Consider the following 20,319-nt stretch of genomic DNA (forward strand, 5'->3'; position numbering starts at 1 on the left):
AAGGAAATGTCATGAGCCTGAAATGGGTTGATGTACAAGAAATCGCTATACAACTTGCTGAAGCTCACCCGGACGTCAATCCTCTGTCGGTGAACTTTGTCACGCTGCGCAATCTGGTGATGGCGCTACCGGAATTCGACGACATCCCGGATCGGGGTGGCGAAAAGGTTCTGGAGGCGATTCAAGGCCTGTGGATCGAAGAAGCAGACTGAGTCGCCTTTTTACGCAGTTAGGCAATACCCAATAACCCGCGTATAATTCGCGGGTTTAATTTTTCGTAAATTACCGTTTCTGGAGTTACACCATGGCTGTTCAACGTACTTTCTCCATCATCAAGCCTGACGCTGTTGCAAAAAACGTCATCGGCGAGATCACCACTCGTTTCGAAAAAGCCGGCCTGAAGGTTGTAGCTTCGAAACTCAAGCAACTGTCCAAAGCTGAAGCTGAAGGCTTCTACGCTGAGCACAGCGCTCGTGGTTTCTTCGGCGACCTGGTTGCGTTCATGATCTCCGGTCCTGTTGTTGTTCAGGTTCTGGAAGGCGAAAACGCTATCGCTCTGAACCGTGAGCTGATGGGCGCTACCAACCCTAAAGAAGCTGCTGCTGGCACCATCCGTGCTGACTTCGCTGAATCCATCGACGCCAACGCTGTACACGGCTCGGACTCCGAAGCTGCCGCTGCTCGCGAAATCTCGTACTTTTTCGCTGCTACTGAAGTAACCGCTCGCTAAGCACTGGCTTAAAGAGTGAGGGTGAATCCATGACTACATCGACTGTTAAAACCAACCTGCTGGGTCTGACCCAGCCGGAAATGGAGAAATTCTTCGACTCAATCGGGGAGAAGCGTTTCCGTGCCGGTCAGGTAATGAAATGGATTCACCACTTTGGCGTCGACGATTTCGACGCCATGACGAACGTCAGCAAGGCCCTGCGCGACAAGCTCAAGGCCATTGCCGAGGTCCGTGGTCCCGAAGTGGTCAGCGAGGACATCTCCAGCGACGGCACCCGTAAGTGGGTGGTGCGCGTGGCGTCCGGCAGCTGCGTCGAGACCGTATACATTCCCCAGGGCAAACGCGGCACCTTATGCGTTTCGTCCCAGGCAGGCTGTGCCCTGGATTGCAGTTTCTGCTCCACCGGCAAGCAAGGCTTCAATAGCAACCTCACCGCCGCCGAAGTCATCGGCCAGGTGTGGATTGCCAACAAATCCTTTGGCAGCGTCCCGGCGACCGTCGACCGTGCCATCACCAACGTGGTGATGATGGGCATGGGTGAGCCGCTGCTGAACTTCGACAACGTCATTGCGGCCATGCACCTGATGATGGACGACCTGGGCTACGGCATCTCCAAGCGCCGCGTGACCCTGTCGACCTCCGGCGTGGTACCGATGATCGATGAGCTGGCCAAGCACATCGACGTCTCCCTGGCGTTGTCGCTGCACGCACCCAATGACGCATTGCGTAACCAATTGGTGCCGATCAACAAGAAGTATCCGCTTAAGATGCTGCTCGAATCCTGCCAGCGTTACATGGCGACCTTGGGCGAGAAACGCGTGTTGACTATTGAGTACACGATGCTCAAAGACATCAACGACAAGGTCGAGCACGCGGTAGAGATGATCGAGTTGCTCAAGAACACCCCGTGCAAGATCAACCTGATCCCGTTCAACCCGTTTCCACATTCTGGCTACGAGCGGCCGAGCAACAACGCCATCCGCCGTTTCCAGGATCAACTACACCAGGCCGGCTACAACGTTACCGTCCGCACCACCCGTGGTGAAGACATCGACGCCGCCTGTGGCCAATTGGTAGGGCAGGTGATGGACCGCACCCGCCGTAGCGAGCGTTATATCGCCGGCCGCGAACAGAACGCCGCCGACGATTTGCCGCTGATCGCTGTGAATCGAATCTGAGAGAGGATCTCTATGCCCCTGCGCCTTGCGCTGCTTTTGCTTGTTACCGGCCTTGTGGCTGGTTGTGTTTCATCGGGCCATGAGAGTCCTTTGCAAACCGGTAAAGGCCGTGATGAGGCGCGAGTTGCCTATGTGCAACTGGGTTTGGGTTACCTTCAGCAGGGAATGAGCGAGCAGGCCAAGGTGCCTTTGAAAAAGGCCCTGGAACTCGACAGCGGGGATGCCGATGCCAACGCCGCCCTGGCCTTGGTCTTCCAGGCGCAGGCTGAGCCTGAACTGGCTGAGCGCTATTTCCACAAGGCCCTGGCCTCACGTCCTGCCGATCCGCGGCTGCTGAACAACTACGGCAGCTTCCTGTTTGAGCAAAAACGTTATGACCAGGCCGCCCTTTATTTCCAGCAAGCCAGCGCCGATAGCCTTTATCCTGAGCGTTCCCGTGTTTTCGAGAACCTTGGAGTGACCTCGATGCGCCTCGGTCATCGCCAAAGCGCTCGTCAGCAACTGGAAAAAGCCCTGCATTTGAACGCTCGCCAACCTCGGGCATTGCTCGAAATGGCTGAGTTATCCTTTGATGACAGGCATTATGTGCCGGCACGTGACTATTACGAGCGTTTTAGCCTGCTCAGTGGGCAAAATGCACGTAGTCTATTGCTCGGTGTGCGCCTGGCGACCGTTCATGAAGAACGCGAAACAGCCGCACGTTTTGGCCAGCAACTCGAACGACTCTATCCCGGTACGCCGGAATATCAGCAATACCTGTCGGAGCAATGATGAAAGCGGCGCACCCGGAAGTTGTAGCAGCTAATCGCGTAAACCCAGGCGACACCTTGCGTCAGGCCCGCGAAAGCAATGGTTGGTCGCTGGCAGAAGTGGCCCTCAAGCTCAATTTGACCACCACGTCCCTGGCCAATCTGGAAGCCGGCGCGTTCGATAAGCTGCCTGGGCATACCTTTGCTCGCGGCTATATCCGCGCCTACGCCAAATTGCTGGGCATCGACCAGGCCATCCTGGTCCAGGAATTTGACCAGTTCACCGGCACCGACTCCCAGGGCAGCAATGTCCATGGCCTGGGTCGTATCGAAGAGCCGGTGCGGGTTTCCCACACGATTTTGCGTATTGTCAGCCTGTTGTTGCTGATCGCCGTGATCGGCGGTGGTTTTGTCTGGTGGCAAGACCAGACCTCCCAGCGCACCAAAGACTTGACCAGCAACGCCATGGAGCATGTCGAAGTCGAAAGCGCCGATGGCACCACCCAGATTCATCCATTGGACGAGCCGGAAGACCAGGCCGTTGCCGAAGGTCAAACCGCGCCTGAAGCTCCAGTTGTCACCGAGCAATCTGCGCCGCAAACCGCTCCGGCGCCGACGGCTGTTGCCCCGGCAGCCCCAGTCACTGCTCCGGCCCACACTCAAGCCGCTCCCGTTGCTCCGGCTAATACCCCGGCCGCTCCCGTGCAGGCCCCCGCGACGGCTACCCCGGCCGCCCCGGCAATTTCACCGCCCACCACCCCCGCGTTGATCGCCGGTGATGGTCGCGTACAGATTACCTTCATCGCTGACTGCTGGACGCAGGTTACCGATGGCAACGGCAAAGTGCTGTTCAGCGGTCTCAAGCGTAAGGGAGATACGCTCGACCAGGGCGGCAAGCCTCCTTTGACGCTGCGTCTGGGCTTTGCCCGTGGCGCGCAAGTGGCCTACAACGGCCAGCCTGTGGACGTGGCGCCGTTCACCAGTGGCGAGACTGCTCGCCTGAAGTTGGGACAATAGTCATGCACGGCGAATCTCCAATCAAACGTCGCGTATCGCGCAAGATCTGGGTTGGCTCGGTGCCAGTGGGTGGCGATGCCCCCATCGCAGTACAGAGCATGACCAACAGCGACACCAATGACGTGGCCGCCACCGTTGCCCAGATCAACCGTCTGGAAGCCGCTGGTGTGGACATCGTGCGGGTATCCGTGCCGGACATGGATGCCGCCGAAGCCTTCGGCCGCATCAAGCAACTGGTCAAGGTGCCATTGGTTGCCGACATTCATTTCGACTACAAGATCGCTTTGCGCGTGGCCGAACTGGGTGTGGATTGCCTGCGTATCAACCCGGGCAACATCGGTCGCGAAGACCGTGTACGCGCCGTGGTGGATGCTGCCCGTGATCGCGGCATTCCAATCCGCATCGGCGTCAACGCCGGTTCCCTGGAAAAAGACCTGCAAAAGAAATACGGCGAGCCTACCCCGGCAGCGCTGGTCGAATCTGCATTGCGCCACGTTGAGCACCTTGAGCGCCTGAACTTCCAGGACTTCAAGGTCAGCGTAAAGGCCTCTGACGTGTTCATGGCCGTAGAAGCCTACCGCCTGCTGGCCAAGGAAATCGTGCAGCCATTGCACCTGGGTATCACTGAAGCGGGCGGTTTACGCTCAGGCACAGTGAAATCTGCGGTGGGTCTCGGTATGCTGCTCGCCGAAGGGATTGGCGATACTATCCGCATCTCCCTGGCGGCAGACCCCGTAGAGGAAGTGAAGGTCGGTTACGACATTCTCAAATCCCTGCGTTTGCGTTCCCGTGGTATCAACTTCATTGCCTGCCCGAGCTGCTCGCGGCAGAACTTCGACGTGGTGAAAACCATGAACGACCTGGAGTTGCGCCTCGAAGACCTGCTGGTTCCGCTGGATGTTGCAGTGATCGGCTGTGTGGTCAACGGGCCGGGCGAAGCCAAGGAGGCTCATGTGGGCCTCACGGGCGGCACGCCGAACCTGATCTACATCGACGGTAAGCCGGCGCAGAAGTTAACGAATGACAATCTGGTGGATGAGCTCGAAAGACTGATCCGCGAGAAAGCGGCCGAGAAGGTCGCAGCTGACGCAGCGCTGATCGCGCGCGGCTGATTGAACGAATTTAAGGATTTGATGTGAGCAAGTCTCTGCAAGCCATTCGTGGCATGAACGACATCCTGCCGGAGCAGACGCCACTGTGGCGCTACTTTGAAAGCACCGTCGCGCGTCTGCTGGATAACTACGGTTACAAGCAAATCCGCATGCCGATCGTCGAATTCACCGAGCTGTTCAAACGCTCCATCGGTGAAGTGACCGACATCGTCGAAAAAGAGATGTACACCTTTGAAGACCGCAACGGCGATTCCCTGACCCTGCGTCCGGAAGGTACCGCCGCCTGCGTACGTGCTGTGCTTGAGCACGGCCTCACCGGTGCTGGCCAGCCGCAGAAGCTGTGGTACATCGGCCCGATGTTTCGTCATGAACGCCCGCAAAAAGGTCGTTATCGCCAGTTTCACCAGATCGGCCTGGAAGTCTTCAACATTGATGGCCCGGACATCGATGCCGAGCTGATCGTGCTGACCTGGCGCCTGTGGGGCCTGCTGGGCATCCGTGATGCGGTCAAGCTTGAACTCAACAGCCTGGGCACCAGTGAATCCCGTGGCCGCTACAAAGTGGCTCTGGTCGAGTACCTGTCGGCTCACCTGGACAAGTTGGACGAAGACAGCCAGCGTCGTTTGAAAACCAACCCGCTGCGCGTCCTGGATACCAAGAACGCCGACACCCAAGCCGTACTGGTAGATGCGCCGAAAATGGCCGATTACCTGGACGATGAGTCGCGCATTCACTTCGAAGGCCTCAAGGCCCGCCTGGATGCGGCCGGTATTCCGTTCGTGATCAACACCAAGCTGGTGCGTGGCCTCGATTACTACAGCAAGACCGTGTTCGAATGGGTCACCGACAAGCTCGGCGCCCAGGGCACCGTATGCGCCGGGGGGCGCTACGACGGCCTGGTCGAGCAGATGGGCGGCAAGCCGACTACTGGTGTGGGCTTTGCCATGGGCATCGAGCGGCTGATCCTGCTGCTGGAAACCCTGGAAAAGGTTCCGGAAGAAATCTCCCGTCAGGTGGACGTTTACCTTTGCGCCTTTGGCGAGGCCGCCGAACTGGCTGCCCTTGCCTTGAGCGAAAAAGTGCGCGACCAACTGCCAAACTTGCGCCTGCAGGTCAATGCCGGCGCCGGCAGCTTCAAGAGCCAGTTCAAGAAGGCTGACAAGAGCGGTGCGCTGTACGCACTGATCCTGGGCGATGACGAACTGGCCCAGCAAGTGATAGGTTTCAAACCCCTGCGTGGCCAGGGCGAGCAACAGAACATTGCCTTTGATGCGCTCGCTGCGCACTTGGCCACCTGCGTCGTGCAGGGTTGAAGCTGTCGAACAGCCGAATTTAGCGATTAAGGAGTGTTGGGGTGTCGAGTACTGATGATGAGCAACTGGCCGAGTTCAAGGACTGGTGGCAGCGTAACGGCAAGCCCCTGGTTACTGGCGGCCTGCTGGCTTTAGTGGTGGTGTTCGGCTGGCAAGCCTGGACCAAGTATCAGGCCAACCAGTCCCAGGGCGCCTCGATCCTCTATCAGCAATTGCTGGAAACCACGCTGACGCCGGACGGCAAGCCTGACCCTGCGCAGGTTGCAGACCTGGCCGGCAAGCTGAAGAGCGAATTCGGCGGTAGCACTTACGCCCAATACGGCAGCCTGTTCGTCGCGAAAGTTGCGGTCGATACCGGCAAGCTGGATGACGCCGCTGCGGAACTGAAGGCCATTGCCGACAAGCCGACCAACCCAACCCTGGGTGAAATCGCACGTCAGCGCCTGGCTCAGGTTCTGGCAGCACAGAACAAGGCTGACGAAGCACTCAAACTGCTCGACGGCGATGCTGACAAAGCATTTGTAGCCACTCGCGAAGAGCTCAAGGGCGACCTGTTGGTCCAATTGGGTCGTACCGACGAAGCCAATGCTGCGTACCAAAAAGCCAAGGCGGCGCTGTCTGATGAAGCGGCGGTCGGTGGCTTACAAATCAAGCTGGACGACTTGGCCAAAGGGGATGCGTGACGTGATCCGTTGGAAACATGCAGCATTGCTGGCTCTGGCCGTTCTGGCCGCGGGTTGCAGCAGCAACAGCAAGAAAGAACTTCCGCCTGCGGAGCTGACCAGCTTCAAGGAAGAAGTGGTCCTGCAAAAGCAGTGGAGCCGCTCCATCGGTGATGGTCAGGGCGAAACGTACAACATGTTGGTACCGGCAATCGACGGCGACAACATTGTGGCGGCTGACGTGACCGGCGTAGTGATCTCCATGGATCGCATGAACGGCGACGTGAAGTGGAAGAAAGACCTTGAATTGCCAGTGTCGGGCGCCGTCGGCGTGGGTTACGGCCTGGTGATGCTTGGTACGCTCAAGGGTGAAGTCGTGGCGCTGGACTCCAGCACCGGTGAAGAGAAATGGCGCGCTCGCGTGACCAGTGAAGTACTCGCACCGCCTGCTACCAATGGCGATATCGTCGTGGTGCAAACCCAGGACGACCGCGTGATCGGCCTGGACGCCAGCACCGGCGAACAGCGTTGGTTGTACGACAGTACCCCTGCGGTGTTGACCTTGCGCGGTACCAGTGGTCCGGTTGTGACCAACAATCTGGCCGTGGCAGGCCTGTCCACCGGTAAAGTAGTCGCCCTTGATACCCAGAACGGCGTGCCGGCCTGGGAAACCCGTGTGGCTATCCCGCAAGGTCGTTCCGAACTGGACCGCGTAGTGGACATCGATGGCGGCCTGCTGCTGTCGGGTGAAACCCTCTACGTTGCCACGTACCAGGGCCGTGTTGCGGCGCTGGACCTACAGACCGGCCGCGTCAACTGGCAGCGTGATGCTTCCAGCTACGCCGGTGTCGCCCAAGGGTTTGGCAGCGTCTACGTAAGCCTGGCGTCCGGCACCGTTGAAAGTGTCGACGAGCGTTCCACCACTGCATTGTGGAGCAACGACTCGCTGGCTCGCCGTCAACTGTCGGCACCGGAAGTGTTCTCCAGCTATGTTGCGGTCGGCGACTTCGAAGGCTACCTGCACCTGCTGAGCCAGGTTGACGGTCGCTTTGTCGGTCGCGAGCGTATCGACAGCGACGGCCTGCGTGCTCGTCCGCTGGTGGTAGGTAACATGCTTTATGTGTTTGGCAACAGCGGCAAGCTGGAAGCCCTGACCATCAAGTAAGAACTATGCTTGGGGCGTAACCCTCAAGCAGCTTCACCTGTAGGAGCGAGCTTGCTCGCGAAAATCGTTAACGATAACGCGTGCTGTCTGGATAAACGCGGTGCCTTTGCGTTTTTCGCGAGCAAGCTCGCTCCTACAGTCGAGCACCAGCCGCTGCCCTGCAGCGGCTTTTGTATTTTCTGAAATAACGAAGTGGAGAGCCGCATGGTTCCCGTAATCGCCCTGGTGGGCCGACCTAACGTCGGCAAGTCCACCTTGTTCAACCGCCTGACCAGGACTCGCGACGCCATCGTCGGCGACTTGTCCGGTCTGACCCGTGATCGCCAATACGGTGAGGCAAAGTGGCAAGGGCGCTCCTACATTATCGTCGACACCGGTGGTATCTCCGGTGACGAGCATGGCATGGACGAAAAAATGGCCGAGCAATCCCTGCTCGCCATTGAAGAAGCCGATGTCGTGTTGTTCCTGGTGGACGCCCGTGCGGGCTACACCGCCGCCGACCAGATGATTGGCGAGCACCTGCGCAAGCGCAACAAGCGTTCCTACGTGGTCGCCAACAAGATCGACAACATCGATCCTGAACTGGCCCGCGCCGAATTCAGCCCGATGGGCCTGGGCGATGCGATCCCGATCGCCGGTGCCCACGGTCGCGGCATCAGCCAGATGCTGGAAATCGCCCTGCGCGACTTCCCCAAGGATGATGTCGAGGAAGAAGAGGGTGATGAAGAAATCGTCGCCGAAGGTGAGGAAGCCAAGCGCATTCCTGGCCCGAGCGAAAAAGACGGTATCAAGATCGCCATCATCGGTCGCCCGAACGTCGGCAAATCGACGCTGGTCAACCGCATGCTGGGTGAAGACCGGGTTATCGTCTACGACCAGCCCGGCACCACCCGCGACAGCATCTACATCCCGTTCGAACGCAACGAGGAAAAGTACACGCTGATCGACACCGCCGGTGTGCGCAAGCGCGGCAAGATCCACGAGGAAGTTGAAAAGTTCTCGGTGGTCAAAACCCTGCAAGCGATCAAAGACGCCAACGTGGTGATCTTCGTGATGGACGCCCGCGAAGGCGTGGTGGACCACGACCTCAACCTGCTGGGCTTTGCCCTGGAAGCCGGTCGTGCCCTGGTAATCGCGATCAACAAGTGGGACGGCATGACGCCGAGCGAGCGCGATTTCGTCAAGATCGAGCTGCAACGTCGGCTGTTCTTCGTCGAGTTCGCCGATATCCACTTTATCTCGGCACTGCACGGTACCGGCGTGGGCAACCTCTACGCCTCCGTACAGAACTCGTTCAAGTCGGCTGTGACCCGCTGGCCGACCAACCGACTCACCCAGATCCTGGAAGACGCGGTTGGCGAGCACGCGCCGCCGATGGTCAACAACCGCCGGATCAAACTGCGTTACGCCCACTTGGGTGGTGCCAACCCGCCGATTATCGTGATTCACGGTAACCAGATCGAGAAGGTGCCCAAGTCGTACGTGCGTTACCTGGAGAACACCTACCGCCGTGTCTTGAAGCTGGTCGGTACGCCGATCCGTATCGAGTTCAAGGGTGGCGACAACCCATACGAAGGCAACAAGAACACACTGACTGACCGTCAGGTGAACAAGAAGCGTCGTTTGATGACTCACCACAAGAAGGCCGACAAGAAGCGCCGCGACAAGCGCTGATATCGACTTCGCGAAAAAGGGCTCTCCATGAGCCCTTTTTTGTGCGCGACGGTTTGTGCCTTGACCCAATGCAGTGGGCAGCTTAAAACTTGGGGCTCACCTGCAGGGGCCTTTCGATGATCACCAGCAAGCTGCCGAATGTCGGCACGACTATTTTCACCACCATGTCTCAACTCGCTGCCGAGACTGGCGCGCTCAACCTGTCCCAGGGCTTCCCGGATTTCAATGGCCCCCAAGGCCTGCTCGATGCGGTGGGCAAGCATGTCGCCAGTGGGCACAACCAGTATTCACCGATGACCGGCCTGCCAGCCCTGCGCCAGCAGGTAGCGGCCAAGATCGCCCGTAGCTATGGCTCCATCGTCAATGCCGACAGCGAAGTGACCATCACCCCAGGTGCCACTGCCGCGATCTTCTGCGCGATCCAGGCGGTGATCCGTGCGGGCGATGAAGTCATCGTGTTCGACCCCTGCTACGACAGCTACGAACCCTCGGTCGAGCTGGCGGGCGGGCGTTGCGTGCATGTGCAATTGAGCCTGCAAGGCTTTGCGCTGGACTTTGATCAGATCAAAGCTGCGCTCTCGCCCCGTACACGCATGATCATCCTCAACACCCCACACAACCCCACAGGCGCCTTGATCAGCCGTGCCGAGCTGGACCAGTTGGCTGAATTGATCCGCGATCGCGATATCTACCTGGTCAGTGACGAGGTGTACGAACACCTGGTATTCGATGGCGTGCCTCACGTCAGCGTATTGGCCCACGAAGAGCTGTATCAGCGTGCGTTCGTGGTCAGCTCCTTTGGCAAGACCTACCACGTCACCGGCTGGAAAACCGGCTACGTCGTGGCACCACCGGCCCTCACGGCCGAATTGCGCAAGGTGCACCAATACGTCAACTTCTGCGGCGTGACGCCATTGCAGTTCGCCTTGGCCGACTTCATGGCCGACCACCCGGAACACGTGGACGAGTTGCCAGCCTTCTACCAGGCCAAGCGAGATCTGTTCTGCGACCTTTTGGCGCCGTCACGTTTGAACTTTACCCGTGTGACCGGTACCTACTTCCAATTGGTGGATTACTCACACATTCGTCCGGACCTGGATGACGTGGCCATGTCCCTGTGGATGACCCGCGAACACGGCGTGGCGACCATTCCTGTCTCGGTGTTCTACCAGACCCCACCCCAAGGCCAGCGCCTGGTGCGCCTGTGCTTTGCCAAACGCGAGGAGACGCTGCGCCAAGCGGCCGAAAAACTATGCGTGATCTGAGCGCTTTACCCAACCTGAACATCGCCTTGGTCCAGACGGGCCTGGCCTGGCATGACCGCCAGGCTAACCTTGAGCATTTCGAGCTGCTGCTGGAGCAGGCCCGGGGCGCTGACCTGATCGTGTTGCCGGAGATGTTCACCACCGGTTTTTCCATGGAGTCGGCCACGCTGGCCGAGCCGGAGCACGGCCCGACCCACCGCTGGCTCCAGGCCCAGGCGGCGAAGTACAACGCGGTCATTACCGGCAGTGTGATCATCCAGGCCGCCGACGGCAGCCACCGCAACCGCCTGCTGTGGGCGCGGCCAGATGGCGAAGTGTTGCACTACGACAAGCGCCACCTGTTTCGTATGGCCGGTGAGCACAATCACTACACCCCCGGCGAGCGCCAGGTGCAGTTCGAATTGAAGGGTTGGCGCATACGCCCGCTGATTTGCTACGACCTGCGCTTCCCGGTGTGGAGCCGCGATGCCCAGGACACCGACCTGTTGTTGTACACCGCCAACTGGCCGGGCGCGCGGCGTTTGCATTGGAACCGTCTGTTGCCGGCGCGGGCCATCGAGAATCTGTGTTACGTGGCCGCGGTGAATCGGGTCGGCACCGACGGCAAAGGGTTCGCCTACACCGGTGACAGCCAAGTGTTGGACTTTCAGGGCGAGACGCTACTGAGTGCGGGGGAGGCGGATGGGGTGTTTCAGGTGTGTCTGGATGCGGCGGAGCTGGCGGCGTATCGCACACGGTTTCCGGCGAACCTGGATGCCGATACTTTTGAGTTTGTCTGACAGACCGTTTTCGCGAGCAAGCCCGCTCCCACATTCGACCGTGTTTATCCTGACTGAACGCGGTCGAATGTGGGAGCGGGCTTGCTCGCGAAGAGGCCATAACTATGACTAAACCCCTCAAGCAAAAAGGCCCCTGGACTCACACCCAGGGGCCTTTCACATTTCAGCAGTCGTTACGCCGCTTTGGCTTCCTGCTGGCTCAACGAACGGTTCAACGCACTGAACAGCGCCTTGAAGCTAGCCGTGGTGATGTTTTCATCAATACCCACGCCATGTACTGGACGCTCACCGTTCACGCGCAGCTCAATGTAGGCCGCTGCCTTGGCATTGGTGCCCGCGCCAATGGCATGTTCGTTGTAGTCCATGATCTCCACGCCAATCGGCAGGCCGGCTACCAGGGCTTCCAGTGCACCGTTGCCTTTGCCTTTCCAGTGCAGGTTGGTCTCGCCCTGGCCCTTGCCGGAGACTTCAACCTCGACAAAGCTGTTGCCGTTTTCTTCCTGCAGGCGATGGCTGACCAGCGCGTACGGGGTGTTGGCTTGCAGGTATTCACGCTGCAGCAAGGCGTAGATCTGCGGTGCGGTCATTTCCAGGCCCACGCGGTCGGTTTCGGCCTGCACAACCTGGCTGAACTCGATCTGCATGCGGCGCGGCAAGCTGATGTCGTATTCCTGCTCCAGCAGGTAGGCGATGCCGCCTTTGCCCGACTGGCTATTCACACGAATCACTGCCTCATAGCTGCGACCGATATCGGCCGGGTCGATTGGCAAGTACGGCACTTCCCACAGGGCGTCGTCTTTCTGCTGGGTGAAGCCCTTGCGGATTGCGTCCTGGTGGGAACCGGAGAAGGCGGTGTGTACCAGATCGCCTACGTAAGGGTGGCGTGGGTGTACCTGGATCTGGTTGCACTCCTCGACGACTTTGCGCACGCCATCGATGTCGGAGAAGTCCAGCTGCGGGTCCAGGCCCTGGGTGTACATGTTCAGTGCCACGGTAACCAGGTCGACGTTACCGGTGCGCTCGCCGTTGCCGAACAGGCAGCCTTCGACACGGTCGGCGCCAGCCATCAGGCCCAGCTCGGTGGCGGCTACGCCAGTACCACGGTCGTTGTGGGTGTGCAGGCTGATGATTACGCTGTCACGACGGTTGATATGACGACCGAACCACTCGATCTGGTCGGCATAGATGTTCGGCGTGGCGCACTCAACGGTGGCAGGCAGGTTGAGGATCATCTTGTGCTCAGGCGTCGGGTTCCACACCTCGATCACCGCGTCACAGACTTCCTTGGCGAATTCCAGTTCAGTGGCGCTGAAGGTCTCCGGGGAGTATTCGAAGGTCCACTGGGTTTCCGGCTGCTGGGCGGCGTATTTGACGAACAGCTTGGCAGCATTGACCGCGATGGCCTTGATGCCGTCCTTGTCCTGGTTGAACACGATACGGCGGAACGAAGGAGAGGTCGCGTTGTACAAGTGCACGATGGCTTTCTTGGCGCCGCGCAGGGATTCGAAGGTGCGTGCGATCAGGTCTTCACGGCCCTGGGTCAGCACCTGGATGGTGGTGTCCTCAGGGATGTGGCCGTCTTCGATCAGGGTGCGTACAAAGTCGAAGTCGGTCTGCGACGCGGCCGGGAACGACGCCTCGATTTCCTTCACGCCAACGGCGACCAGGGTCTTCCAGAAACGCAGTTTTTTCACCGCATCCATCGGTTCGATCAGCGACTGGTTGCCATCACGCAAGTCGGAGCTGCACCAGATCGGCGCGGTGGTGATGGTTTTCGAAGGCCAGGTACGGTCCGGGATATCGATGGTCGGAAACGCGCGGTACTTCGAAGACGGGTCTTTGAGCATGCTCATCGGGAAATCCTTTGCTGTAGGGGCCGAGAAAAGGCGGCCTGCCGTAAAACTGTTATTGGGGATAAAACGGGGGGCGAGGCAGATCGATTCAGCCTGGCAGTCGTGCGCTGACAAGGCACAGGCTGCGGTGCTGACGAAGCTGAATGAGGGTGTGAGAGGTTTTCATGGGCTCAACCCTAACCGGGGCGAGAAAGGATGGCAAGCGCAGTGGGAAAATTAAGATAAATTCTCTATTTTAAGTTTTATTCGATTTTAAATTGCGCATTTTGTTTTTTGTTGAGCGTTTTGTTGTTGTATGTTTTGAGCTTTCGCAATTGTGAAAGCACAGGCTACGGCCTTGTGACCGCAGCCTGTCGTCCATGAGTTAGTGAGTGATGCCATCGATGTTGTAGTCGATGTGGAGATCACCCAGCGGCTCTATGATATTGCTGCCTTTCAGTATCTTGATGGAAGGTGCGGCTGTGTGGGGTGGGTGGCAAACCAGGCTGGACGAACTTTTTGCCGCAGGCGACAGCGAAATCCCGATGCCCTTTGTCAGCTCTGCGACGCCAGGTACGTTGTCGTAGGTGTTCATGTGGGCTTTGCCAAACAGTGCTACGAATTTTTCCCCGATCGGCGTTTGGTCGATGATGCGCGTCGCCATATAGTTGGTCTCCTTGAGACGATGGGGCCAGGACTGATAGTTGCCCGACCTAGAGCGAAGGTTGTCGGCATGCATCGTCAACTCCCTGTGCTCAAGACCGATAACTTTGATGCCATGTGCATCGGCCGCTTTGATCACGTCAAGTGTCGTTGGGCTGTTTGATTTGAAAGCTGAATCGTATTGACGCGGATACGCGTAGATTGCGTCGGCCTGTGTGTAGGCGCTGGAGCCGAACCCGGGAGCGCCTTGAAGGAACTGCGCGTTTTCCAGGTAGATGACGGTCACACCATTGTTTTTGAAGGTCTGCATCTGATCAATCAAGAACTGATAACCGACAGGTTCATGGTGAACCTCGCCAAGTACCAGCCCGCGAACCCCTGGCTGAGCCAGCACGTCGTTGATTGCACTTTTAGGCGTGGCGTTAATCCCTACCGACGAGATCTGAGGCCTGGCAGGCAGCGGGCGGGCGTAGAAGTCATCCATGTCTCGGATGAACCAGCGTCTTAGCCGACCGGTCGTGGCCGCGTCGCCATTGAAGTCATGAACGCCCTTTCCGGTAATGACCCTGTCCATGTATTCATCAGTGGGGGGGGTGGTTCTTGCTCTGTGGCGTTTTCCGCCAGGCAGATTGTTAAGCCGCCACTCGCCATTGCCCGCCGATTGCAACGATGCCTTAATCCTGCTGCCCTTCGCAGCAGTCAACGGCACATTGGGATCAATGATATTGACCTGCCCGTTGCGTGCGTGAAATGCCGAGTCGATCTGATAGACCCTGTTGCTGCCTGTGCCATCGGTAAAGCGTACGTAGAAGTTATCGCCGACATTGTAGGTGCCGTCTGGCCGCAGCGGGCGGCCCAGGATGACCGTGTTCGGCACGGCATACGCGCTCAGGTCACGGCCAGTGCTGGCGACGGTATCCGAGGTGGAAGTGACGGGCGCGAGAGTGCGCGTGCTGGTCGAGGTTGTCGCGGCTGGCGGGCTGTTTGTGGCTATGGTCCGGGGCGTGGGTTCAATGGCGCGCAAGGGGGCTTTGGCCACTGGCCTTAGCGGTGTGGTTCGAACCATAGGAATACTCGCCCCGACCGTGGCGAAGTCCGCATAGATCGCCCGACCCAGCGCAGGGTTTTTGATCAGTTTGGGCAAGAGATTCGCATTGGCGCGTAACGCTGTCACCCCGGCCTTGCCCAGGCGTACCGCGGTGGAAACCCCCTTGCCGACCACTGGCAACAGGTCCAGAAAGATTGACGCGACCTCAATGCCGAACTGAACCTTGTTGTGCAGTGACTGCGACGCCACTTCGGCACTGCTGATGGATTGGTGGTCGGCCTTGTCCCGCAGCAACTGTACCTGTTGCTCGTACAGCGCATCCTGGTAGTTGCCCGTCATGGGCGTGAGGGTGGAGGTGTCACCTGTGAGCTTGAGCGTCTTGACGAGCACGTCATAGGCCGCGACCGGGTTGGTGCCCAAGCCTATGGCGTTTTGTTGGATGGCTTCTTTTGCTTTGACGACATCATCCCTGGCGACCGCAGACTTGAGGTTTCTGGTGTAAATCCGCCACTCGTTTTTATCGAGCAGGGCATTGAGTGCTTCCTGGCTTGCTACCTCGCGAAAGGTGATTCCATCGGGGGCATCTGGCGTGTAGAGCACCCGCTCCGGGTCCTTGCTGTTGCCGATCACCATGACGCCCTGCACCGGCAGGCCACGCTGGACAAGGGCTTGGGTGACGATGGTTTCGCCGTCGACCTGCGGCCGCCCGGCGGGGTCGGGGTGCTCCAGTATGGCGGCAACCCATTGCGCGCCACGCTTGGTGGTCTTGTCGTTTTTGGCTTCTGCCTTGTAGGCAGCGGGGTCGAGTTCTGCGAGAAAAGCTTCTTTGGCCATCAGGTCGGCCTGGCTGGTTTTCCAGGCGTCGCGTCTCTCTGCTGCCAGGCCTGACACGGCGTCGGTGGCCAGTTCTTTGTTCAGCAGGCGGGTGTATTCGCCACCGACGTCGGCGGTGTTGACCAGGGCCTTGAGTTGGTCGGTGTCCAGTACCACAGGCTTGCCGTCAGTGCCGAGCACCGGTTTGCCCTGTTTGTCGGTCAATGCCAGGTGAAAGGTGGTTTGGGTGAAGGTAGCGCTTTCGCCAGCCGGGAATGCGGTGGGGTTTTTCAGGGCTAGGTCGGTCAGCGACAGGCGGGTGGTCTTTTCGAGCGGGGTGTGGCTGCTGCTTTTTCGGCCGTTGTTTATGTGGGTCCTGGTGCGCGCCCGAACCATCAGTTGATCGGCATCCACCTGTGCGTTGGGGTATTGCTTGTGAAGGGCCTCGTTGATCGTGTCCCGGGCGAAGGTGCCCAGGGTGGGGATTTTTTCCAGCAATGGCACCAGTGCGGCGGCGCTTTTTTCTTGGGCTTGCTCCAGGTGGGCAAAGACGGCCTCCTGAGCCGGGCTGAGGTTTTTCAGCCACTCAGGTTGTAGCTTGTCCGCGAGCTTGCTGTTACGCGCCAGCAGGGCGTTGCTAGCGTCAAGCAAGTAGGACCAGTCGGCGGCGACGTCGATGGTGGTTGAGCTCAGAGGGTTCTCGGCCAGGCTCGCCTCGACTTCGGCCTGCTGACGTTTGAGCATCCAGGGAATCCCTTCGGCCAGTACATCCCCGTCCAGCGGCGCGACACTGTGCATCAGGTCTTCCCCGGTGGGTGGCTCGGCTCGGGTTTGCAACGATAGGGGCAAGGTCTGCAGCAGCAGATCGGCGTTTATCCCGCCGTCATCGAGGCGTTTAGCCAAGGCCTGGCGGGCCTGGGCTGGGGTGGCAAATTCCTCGAACCCCTCACCAGGGGTATACAGCACGACCGGACCGTGGGTGTCGTCGAGCGCCAGGGATTTGCCTTTGGGCCACGGTGGTGGCGTGGCAAAGGACCCATCGGTCTGGGTGATCAGAAAGGTACCGGCCAGCAGCGCGCCGCGTTCGGTGCCGTCGTCGATCGTGAGCGGGTAGACGCCCGGGCGCGTGCCATCTGGAAAGTTTTTTTCCCGTTCGGCCAGGGTGGGGTGTTGCAGTGCGTTATCGATCAGGGTCTTGCTGGTGGGGCTTAGGGTGCCATCGGCTGCGCGCAGTGCGGCGAGTGTCGACAGTTGTTGTTTGTGCAGGGCCAACAGCTGGTTCTGCGGTGAGTTCAGGTTTTTTGGGTTGAGCTCGGTCGGGCGCGGCGTGGTCCAGAATTCTTGCAGTGTTGCCGGGTACTGAGTGGCGATGGCCCTGGCGAGCGACAGTAACGAGCCTGAGGTGGCAGCAGGGATAGTGCTGCCGGTAGGCGCCTGGCGGACGATGAATTCGCTGCGTATGTTGCGCTCGTTGTGTAGAAGTTTATTGGGGTTGGCCTGGATGGCCTGAATCATTCGGTGCAAAGCCTTCATCAAGGGTTCGCTAGAGACTAGGGTTTCGCTGTTGCCCTCGCTGCGGTAGCGGTTAAACGACAGGGTTTCAGCATTCAATGGTCTGACTTCTGGAAACGCCTGCTCAAGTTGAGCTTGGATAAAGGCTTTAAAGCTGGGCTGTTGGCTGTGCAGGCGTTGCATGGCAAGGGTGAGGTCGTCGTGTTGCGCGATGAAGGCTTGCTGATCAGTGACCTTGAATGCCTTCGCGAGGCCGGGGTATTTCACTGTGGCCGGTGCAATGCCTGCCGATGAGGGAAGCGGTGGCGTATCCGGTGCGTAAGTCGAGGGGCTTGTGGTGACCGCCGGCGGGGTGTCAACGGCGCCGGGTGTTTGTATCGGGGGGGCAGGGGGAGTGCGAGGTATAGAGAGGGATTGGTGCATCAGGGCATGGCCGAGTGCAAACATATGAAGACCTCATAAGGCAGTTTCGATTGTGGTCGTTACGCTCCCTGTAAGTCTTCAGATGGGTGAGTCGTCAATGAGGGTTGGTTCCCGAGGCAAATGTAAGGAAAGACACGGCACAGCATCGATACCGTGCCTGTCGCGCGGGCATCAGGGCTGGAAGGCGCCGATAAAGATTGCCGGGTCGACCCGAGCATCATTGAGGCTGACGTTCCAGTGCATATGCGGCCCGGTTGCGCGTCCCGTGGCGCCGACTTTGCCCACTACTGCGCCCCGTGTGAGTTGATCGCCAACTTTCACATCGATCTTCGACATATGGCAGAACATGCTGATGAAACCCTGGCCGTGATCGACGAAGACGGTGTTGCCGTTGAAGAAGTAATTGCCTACCAGGATTACTTTACCGTTCGCTGGCGTCTTGATGGGCGTACCGGCCGGTACGGCGAAATCCAGGCCTGAATGCGGGTTGCGCTCCTCTCCATTGAAGAAGCGGCGCACACCGAACTTGCTCGACAGCGGCCCGTTCACCGGTTTGTCCAATACCAGGTTGCTCGGCAGGTTTGGGCTGAAGCTGCGGTAAGCCTTGATCTGCACAGCCAGCTCCGACTCGATGCGCTTGAGCTGGGCGGGGGCAGGGTTGACCTGGCTTTTGTTTTTCAAGGTGATGCGCTGTTCCGGGTACTTCTTGTAGCCGACGATAAACGGCAGGCTGCGCCCGCCACTGGTGATGCGCTCGTTGCCTGGCTTGACGGTCAGTGGGATACCGACAATCGCCAGCCAGTTGTCCTGTTCTTTCACCACCAGCACGGGCTTGCCCTGGTAGGTGGCTTTTGGCGCAACCGCCCAAGGGCCCAGTTCGACCACGGCAACACCACCCGGCACCGGTTTGTTCAGGGTGCGGGTGATGTAGCTGTCGGCGTGGGCGTTAAAGGCGAGGCACAGCAGCATCAACAGGCTAAAGAGACGAGGCATCAATTAATCCAATAACGAAAGGGTGACGGGTGTGAGGTGGTTGTCTTCCACCCTCACTTGCAATTGGCCTTCACCCAGGCGCGCAGTCAGGCGCTGGCCGGTGTGGGTCTGCGCGGCATTGCGTATGGCCTGGCCACGCTCATCCAGCAGGATGCTGTAGCCGCGGCCCAGGGTTGCCAGCGGGCTGACCACCTGCAACGTCTGCACCTGGCTCTGCAGTTGCAGGCGCCGTGCCTTGAGGCCTTCGCGCATGGCGCGGGGCAGGCGTTCGGCGAGGCTCTCCAGGCGCTGGCGCAGCAGGGCCAGTTGGCGACCGGGGTGCTGGCCGGCGAGGCGGGTTTCCAGGCGGATCAGGCGTTCACGACGGGTATTGAGGCTGCGTTCGAAAGCGCGGCGCAGTCGCATGTCCAAATCGTCGAGGCGCTGGGCCTGCTGGCGCAGACGTTCGCCGGGGTGACGCAGGCGTCGGGCCATGCCTTCCAGGCGCAAGCGGTCATGGCTCAGGCGGTTGCGCATCAACATCACCAGGCGCCGATGCAGGTTTTCAACCTGGCGGACCAGGTGGCTGGCGTCTGGCGCGAGCAATTCGGCTGCGGCGGACGGCGTTGGAGCACGCACGTCGGCGACGAAATCGCTGATGGACACATCGGTTTCATGGCCCACGGCGCTGACGATCGGTGTGACGCAAGCGTCCACCGCCCGAGCCACGGCTTCTTCGTTGAAGCACCACAGGTCTTCCAGCGAACCACCGCCACGGGCCAGGATCAGCGCGTCAAAGCCACGGGCATCGGCCAGTTTCAGCGCTCGTACAATCTGCGGGATCGCTTCGCGGCCTTGCACGGCGGTGGGGATCAGCGTCAGTTCAACGTTCGGCGCCCGACGCCTGAACACGCTGATGATGTCGCGGATCACCGCGCCCGTTGGCGAACTGATGATGCCAATGCGCCGAGGGTGGGCGGGCAACGGCACTTTGCGGTCGGCACTGAACAGGCCTTCGGCGCTGAGTTTTTCTTTCAGTGCATCGAAGGCCAAACGCAGCGCACCATCACCCGCGGGTTCGACGGTGTCGAGAATCAACTGGTAGTCACCACGGCCTTCAAACAGCGAGACCTTGCCCCGCACTTTCACCGCCAGGCCATCCTTCAGCGCCTGGCGCACACGCGCAGCGTTGTTGCGAAAGAGGGCGCAACGCACCTGGGCGCCGCTGTCCTTGAGGGTGAAGTACACATGGCCGGAGGCCGGGCGGGCGAGGTTGGAGATCTCGCCTTCAACCCAGATATTGGTGAACACGTCTTCCAGCAACACCCGCGCACGGCCGTTGAGCTGGCTGACAGTCAGGACTTCGCGGTCCAGGCCCAGACGGGCAAAGGGATCTTTAATCATGGGCGGCA

The 20,319-nt window shown here is 59.5% G+C and carries 16 protein-coding genes; 12 read left to right on the forward strand and 4 right to left on the reverse strand.

Annotated elements, in window-relative coordinates:
* The first annotated feature begins 11 nt into the window (after nt 1-11).
* The 12 genes from iscX to DYL59_RS22750 all read left to right on the forward strand — a co-directional run bounded on the left by iscX (nt 12) and on the right by DYL59_RS22750 (nt 11,644).
* The gene (gene iscX / locus DYL59_RS22690) at nt 12-212 is read left to right on the forward strand and encodes a Fe-S cluster assembly protein IscX (RefSeq protein ID WP_135291183.1); all 201 of its coding nucleotides are present in this window, start codon (nt 12-14) and stop codon (nt 210-212) included.
* 92 nt (nt 213-304) lie between these two features.
* Entirely contained in the window at nt 305-730 is a 426-nt protein-coding gene (gene ndk, locus DYL59_RS22695) for a nucleoside-diphosphate kinase (protein WP_003175956.1), read from the forward strand.
* 29 nt (nt 731-759) lie between these two features.
* A complete protein-coding gene (gene rlmN, locus DYL59_RS22700; protein WP_135291184.1) occupies nt 760-1,908 on the forward strand; it encodes a dual-specificity RNA methyltransferase RlmN in 1,149 nt (382 codons plus the stop codon).
* A gap of 12 nt (nt 1,909-1,920) precedes the next feature.
* Nucleotides 1,921-2,679 carry a type IV pilus biogenesis/stability protein PilW gene (pilW, locus tag DYL59_RS22705; RefSeq protein WP_135291185.1) on the forward strand — a complete coding sequence of 253 codons (759 nt, stop codon included), beginning with the start codon at nt 1,921-1,923 and terminating at the stop codon, nt 2,677-2,679.
* The gene (locus DYL59_RS22710; RefSeq protein WP_135291186.1) at nt 2,679-3,674 is read left to right on the forward strand and encodes a RodZ domain-containing protein; all 996 of its coding nucleotides are present in this window, start codon (nt 2,679-2,681) and stop codon (nt 3,672-3,674) included. Before pilW ends, DYL59_RS22710 begins: the two co-directional genes overlap by 1 nt.
* A gap of 2 nt (nt 3,675-3,676) precedes the next feature.
* Nucleotides 3,677-4,786 (forward strand): flavodoxin-dependent (E)-4-hydroxy-3-methylbut-2-enyl-diphosphate synthase, encoded by a 1,110-nt coding sequence (ispG, locus tag DYL59_RS22715; RefSeq protein WP_099585613.1) that lies wholly within the window; start codon nt 3,677-3,679, stop codon nt 4,784-4,786.
* Between the two features lie 23 nt (nt 4,787-4,809).
* Complete coding sequence (gene hisS, locus DYL59_RS22720) at nt 4,810-6,099, forward strand: histidine--tRNA ligase (protein WP_017736817.1); 1,290 nt, start codon at nt 4,810-4,812, stop codon at nt 6,097-6,099.
* 41 nt (nt 6,100-6,140) lie between these two features.
* On the forward strand, nt 6,141-6,782 hold the full coding sequence (locus DYL59_RS22725; RefSeq protein ID WP_135291187.1) for a YfgM family protein: 642 nt from the start codon (nt 6,141-6,143) through the stop codon (nt 6,780-6,782).
* Nucleotides 6,775-7,926 (forward strand): outer membrane protein assembly factor BamB, encoded by a 1,152-nt coding sequence (gene bamB, locus DYL59_RS22730; protein ID WP_135291188.1) that lies wholly within the window; start codon nt 6,775-6,777, stop codon nt 7,924-7,926. The genes DYL59_RS22725 and bamB overlap by 8 nt, the downstream gene beginning before the upstream one ends.
* Before the next feature lie 204 nt (nt 7,927-8,130).
* Nucleotides 8,131-9,600, forward strand: coding sequence for a ribosome biogenesis GTPase Der (gene der, locus DYL59_RS22740; protein WP_135291190.1), 1,470 nt, complete (start codon nt 8,131-8,133; stop codon nt 9,598-9,600).
* Nucleotides 9,601-9,716: 116 nt separating this feature from the next.
* Nucleotides 9,717-10,865, forward strand: a complete 1,149-nt coding sequence (locus DYL59_RS22745) for a pyridoxal phosphate-dependent aminotransferase (protein WP_135291191.1) — start codon at nt 9,717-9,719, stop codon at nt 10,863-10,865.
* On the forward strand, nt 10,853-11,644 hold the full coding sequence (locus DYL59_RS22750; RefSeq protein ID WP_135291192.1) for an amidohydrolase: 792 nt from the start codon (nt 10,853-10,855) through the stop codon (nt 11,642-11,644). Before DYL59_RS22745 ends, DYL59_RS22750 begins: the two co-directional genes overlap by 13 nt.
* A 173-nt stretch (nt 11,645-11,817) precedes the next feature.
* On the opposite strand, the gene leuA is transcribed toward DYL59_RS22750, so the two are convergent.
* From leuA to xseA, 4 genes are all read right to left on the reverse strand, one after another.
* Complete coding sequence (leuA, locus tag DYL59_RS22755) at nt 11,818-13,497, reverse strand: 2-isopropylmalate synthase (RefSeq protein WP_135291193.1); 1,680 nt, start codon at nt 13,495-13,497, stop codon at nt 11,818-11,820.
* Between the two features lie 364 nt (nt 13,498-13,861).
* A complete protein-coding gene (locus DYL59_RS22765; RefSeq protein WP_135291195.1) occupies nt 13,862-17,779 on the reverse strand; it encodes a membrane-targeted effector domain-containing toxin in 3,918 nt (1,305 codons plus the stop codon).
* Between the two features lie 327 nt (nt 17,780-18,106).
* On the reverse strand, nt 18,107-18,928 hold the full coding sequence (locus DYL59_RS22770) for a M23 family metallopeptidase (protein ID WP_135291196.1): 822 nt from the start codon (nt 18,926-18,928) through the stop codon (nt 18,107-18,109).
* Between the two features lie 3 nt (nt 18,929-18,931).
* Entirely contained in the window at nt 18,932-20,311 is a 1,380-nt protein-coding gene (gene xseA, locus DYL59_RS22775) for an exodeoxyribonuclease VII large subunit (RefSeq protein WP_135291197.1), read from the reverse strand.
* Nucleotides 20,312-20,319: the final 8 nt, after the last annotated feature.

It is taken from the genome of Pseudomonas kairouanensis (assembly GCF_004682055.1).
Classification (GTDB): Bacteria; Pseudomonadota; Gammaproteobacteria; order Pseudomonadales; family Pseudomonadaceae; genus Aquipseudomonas; species Aquipseudomonas kairouanensis.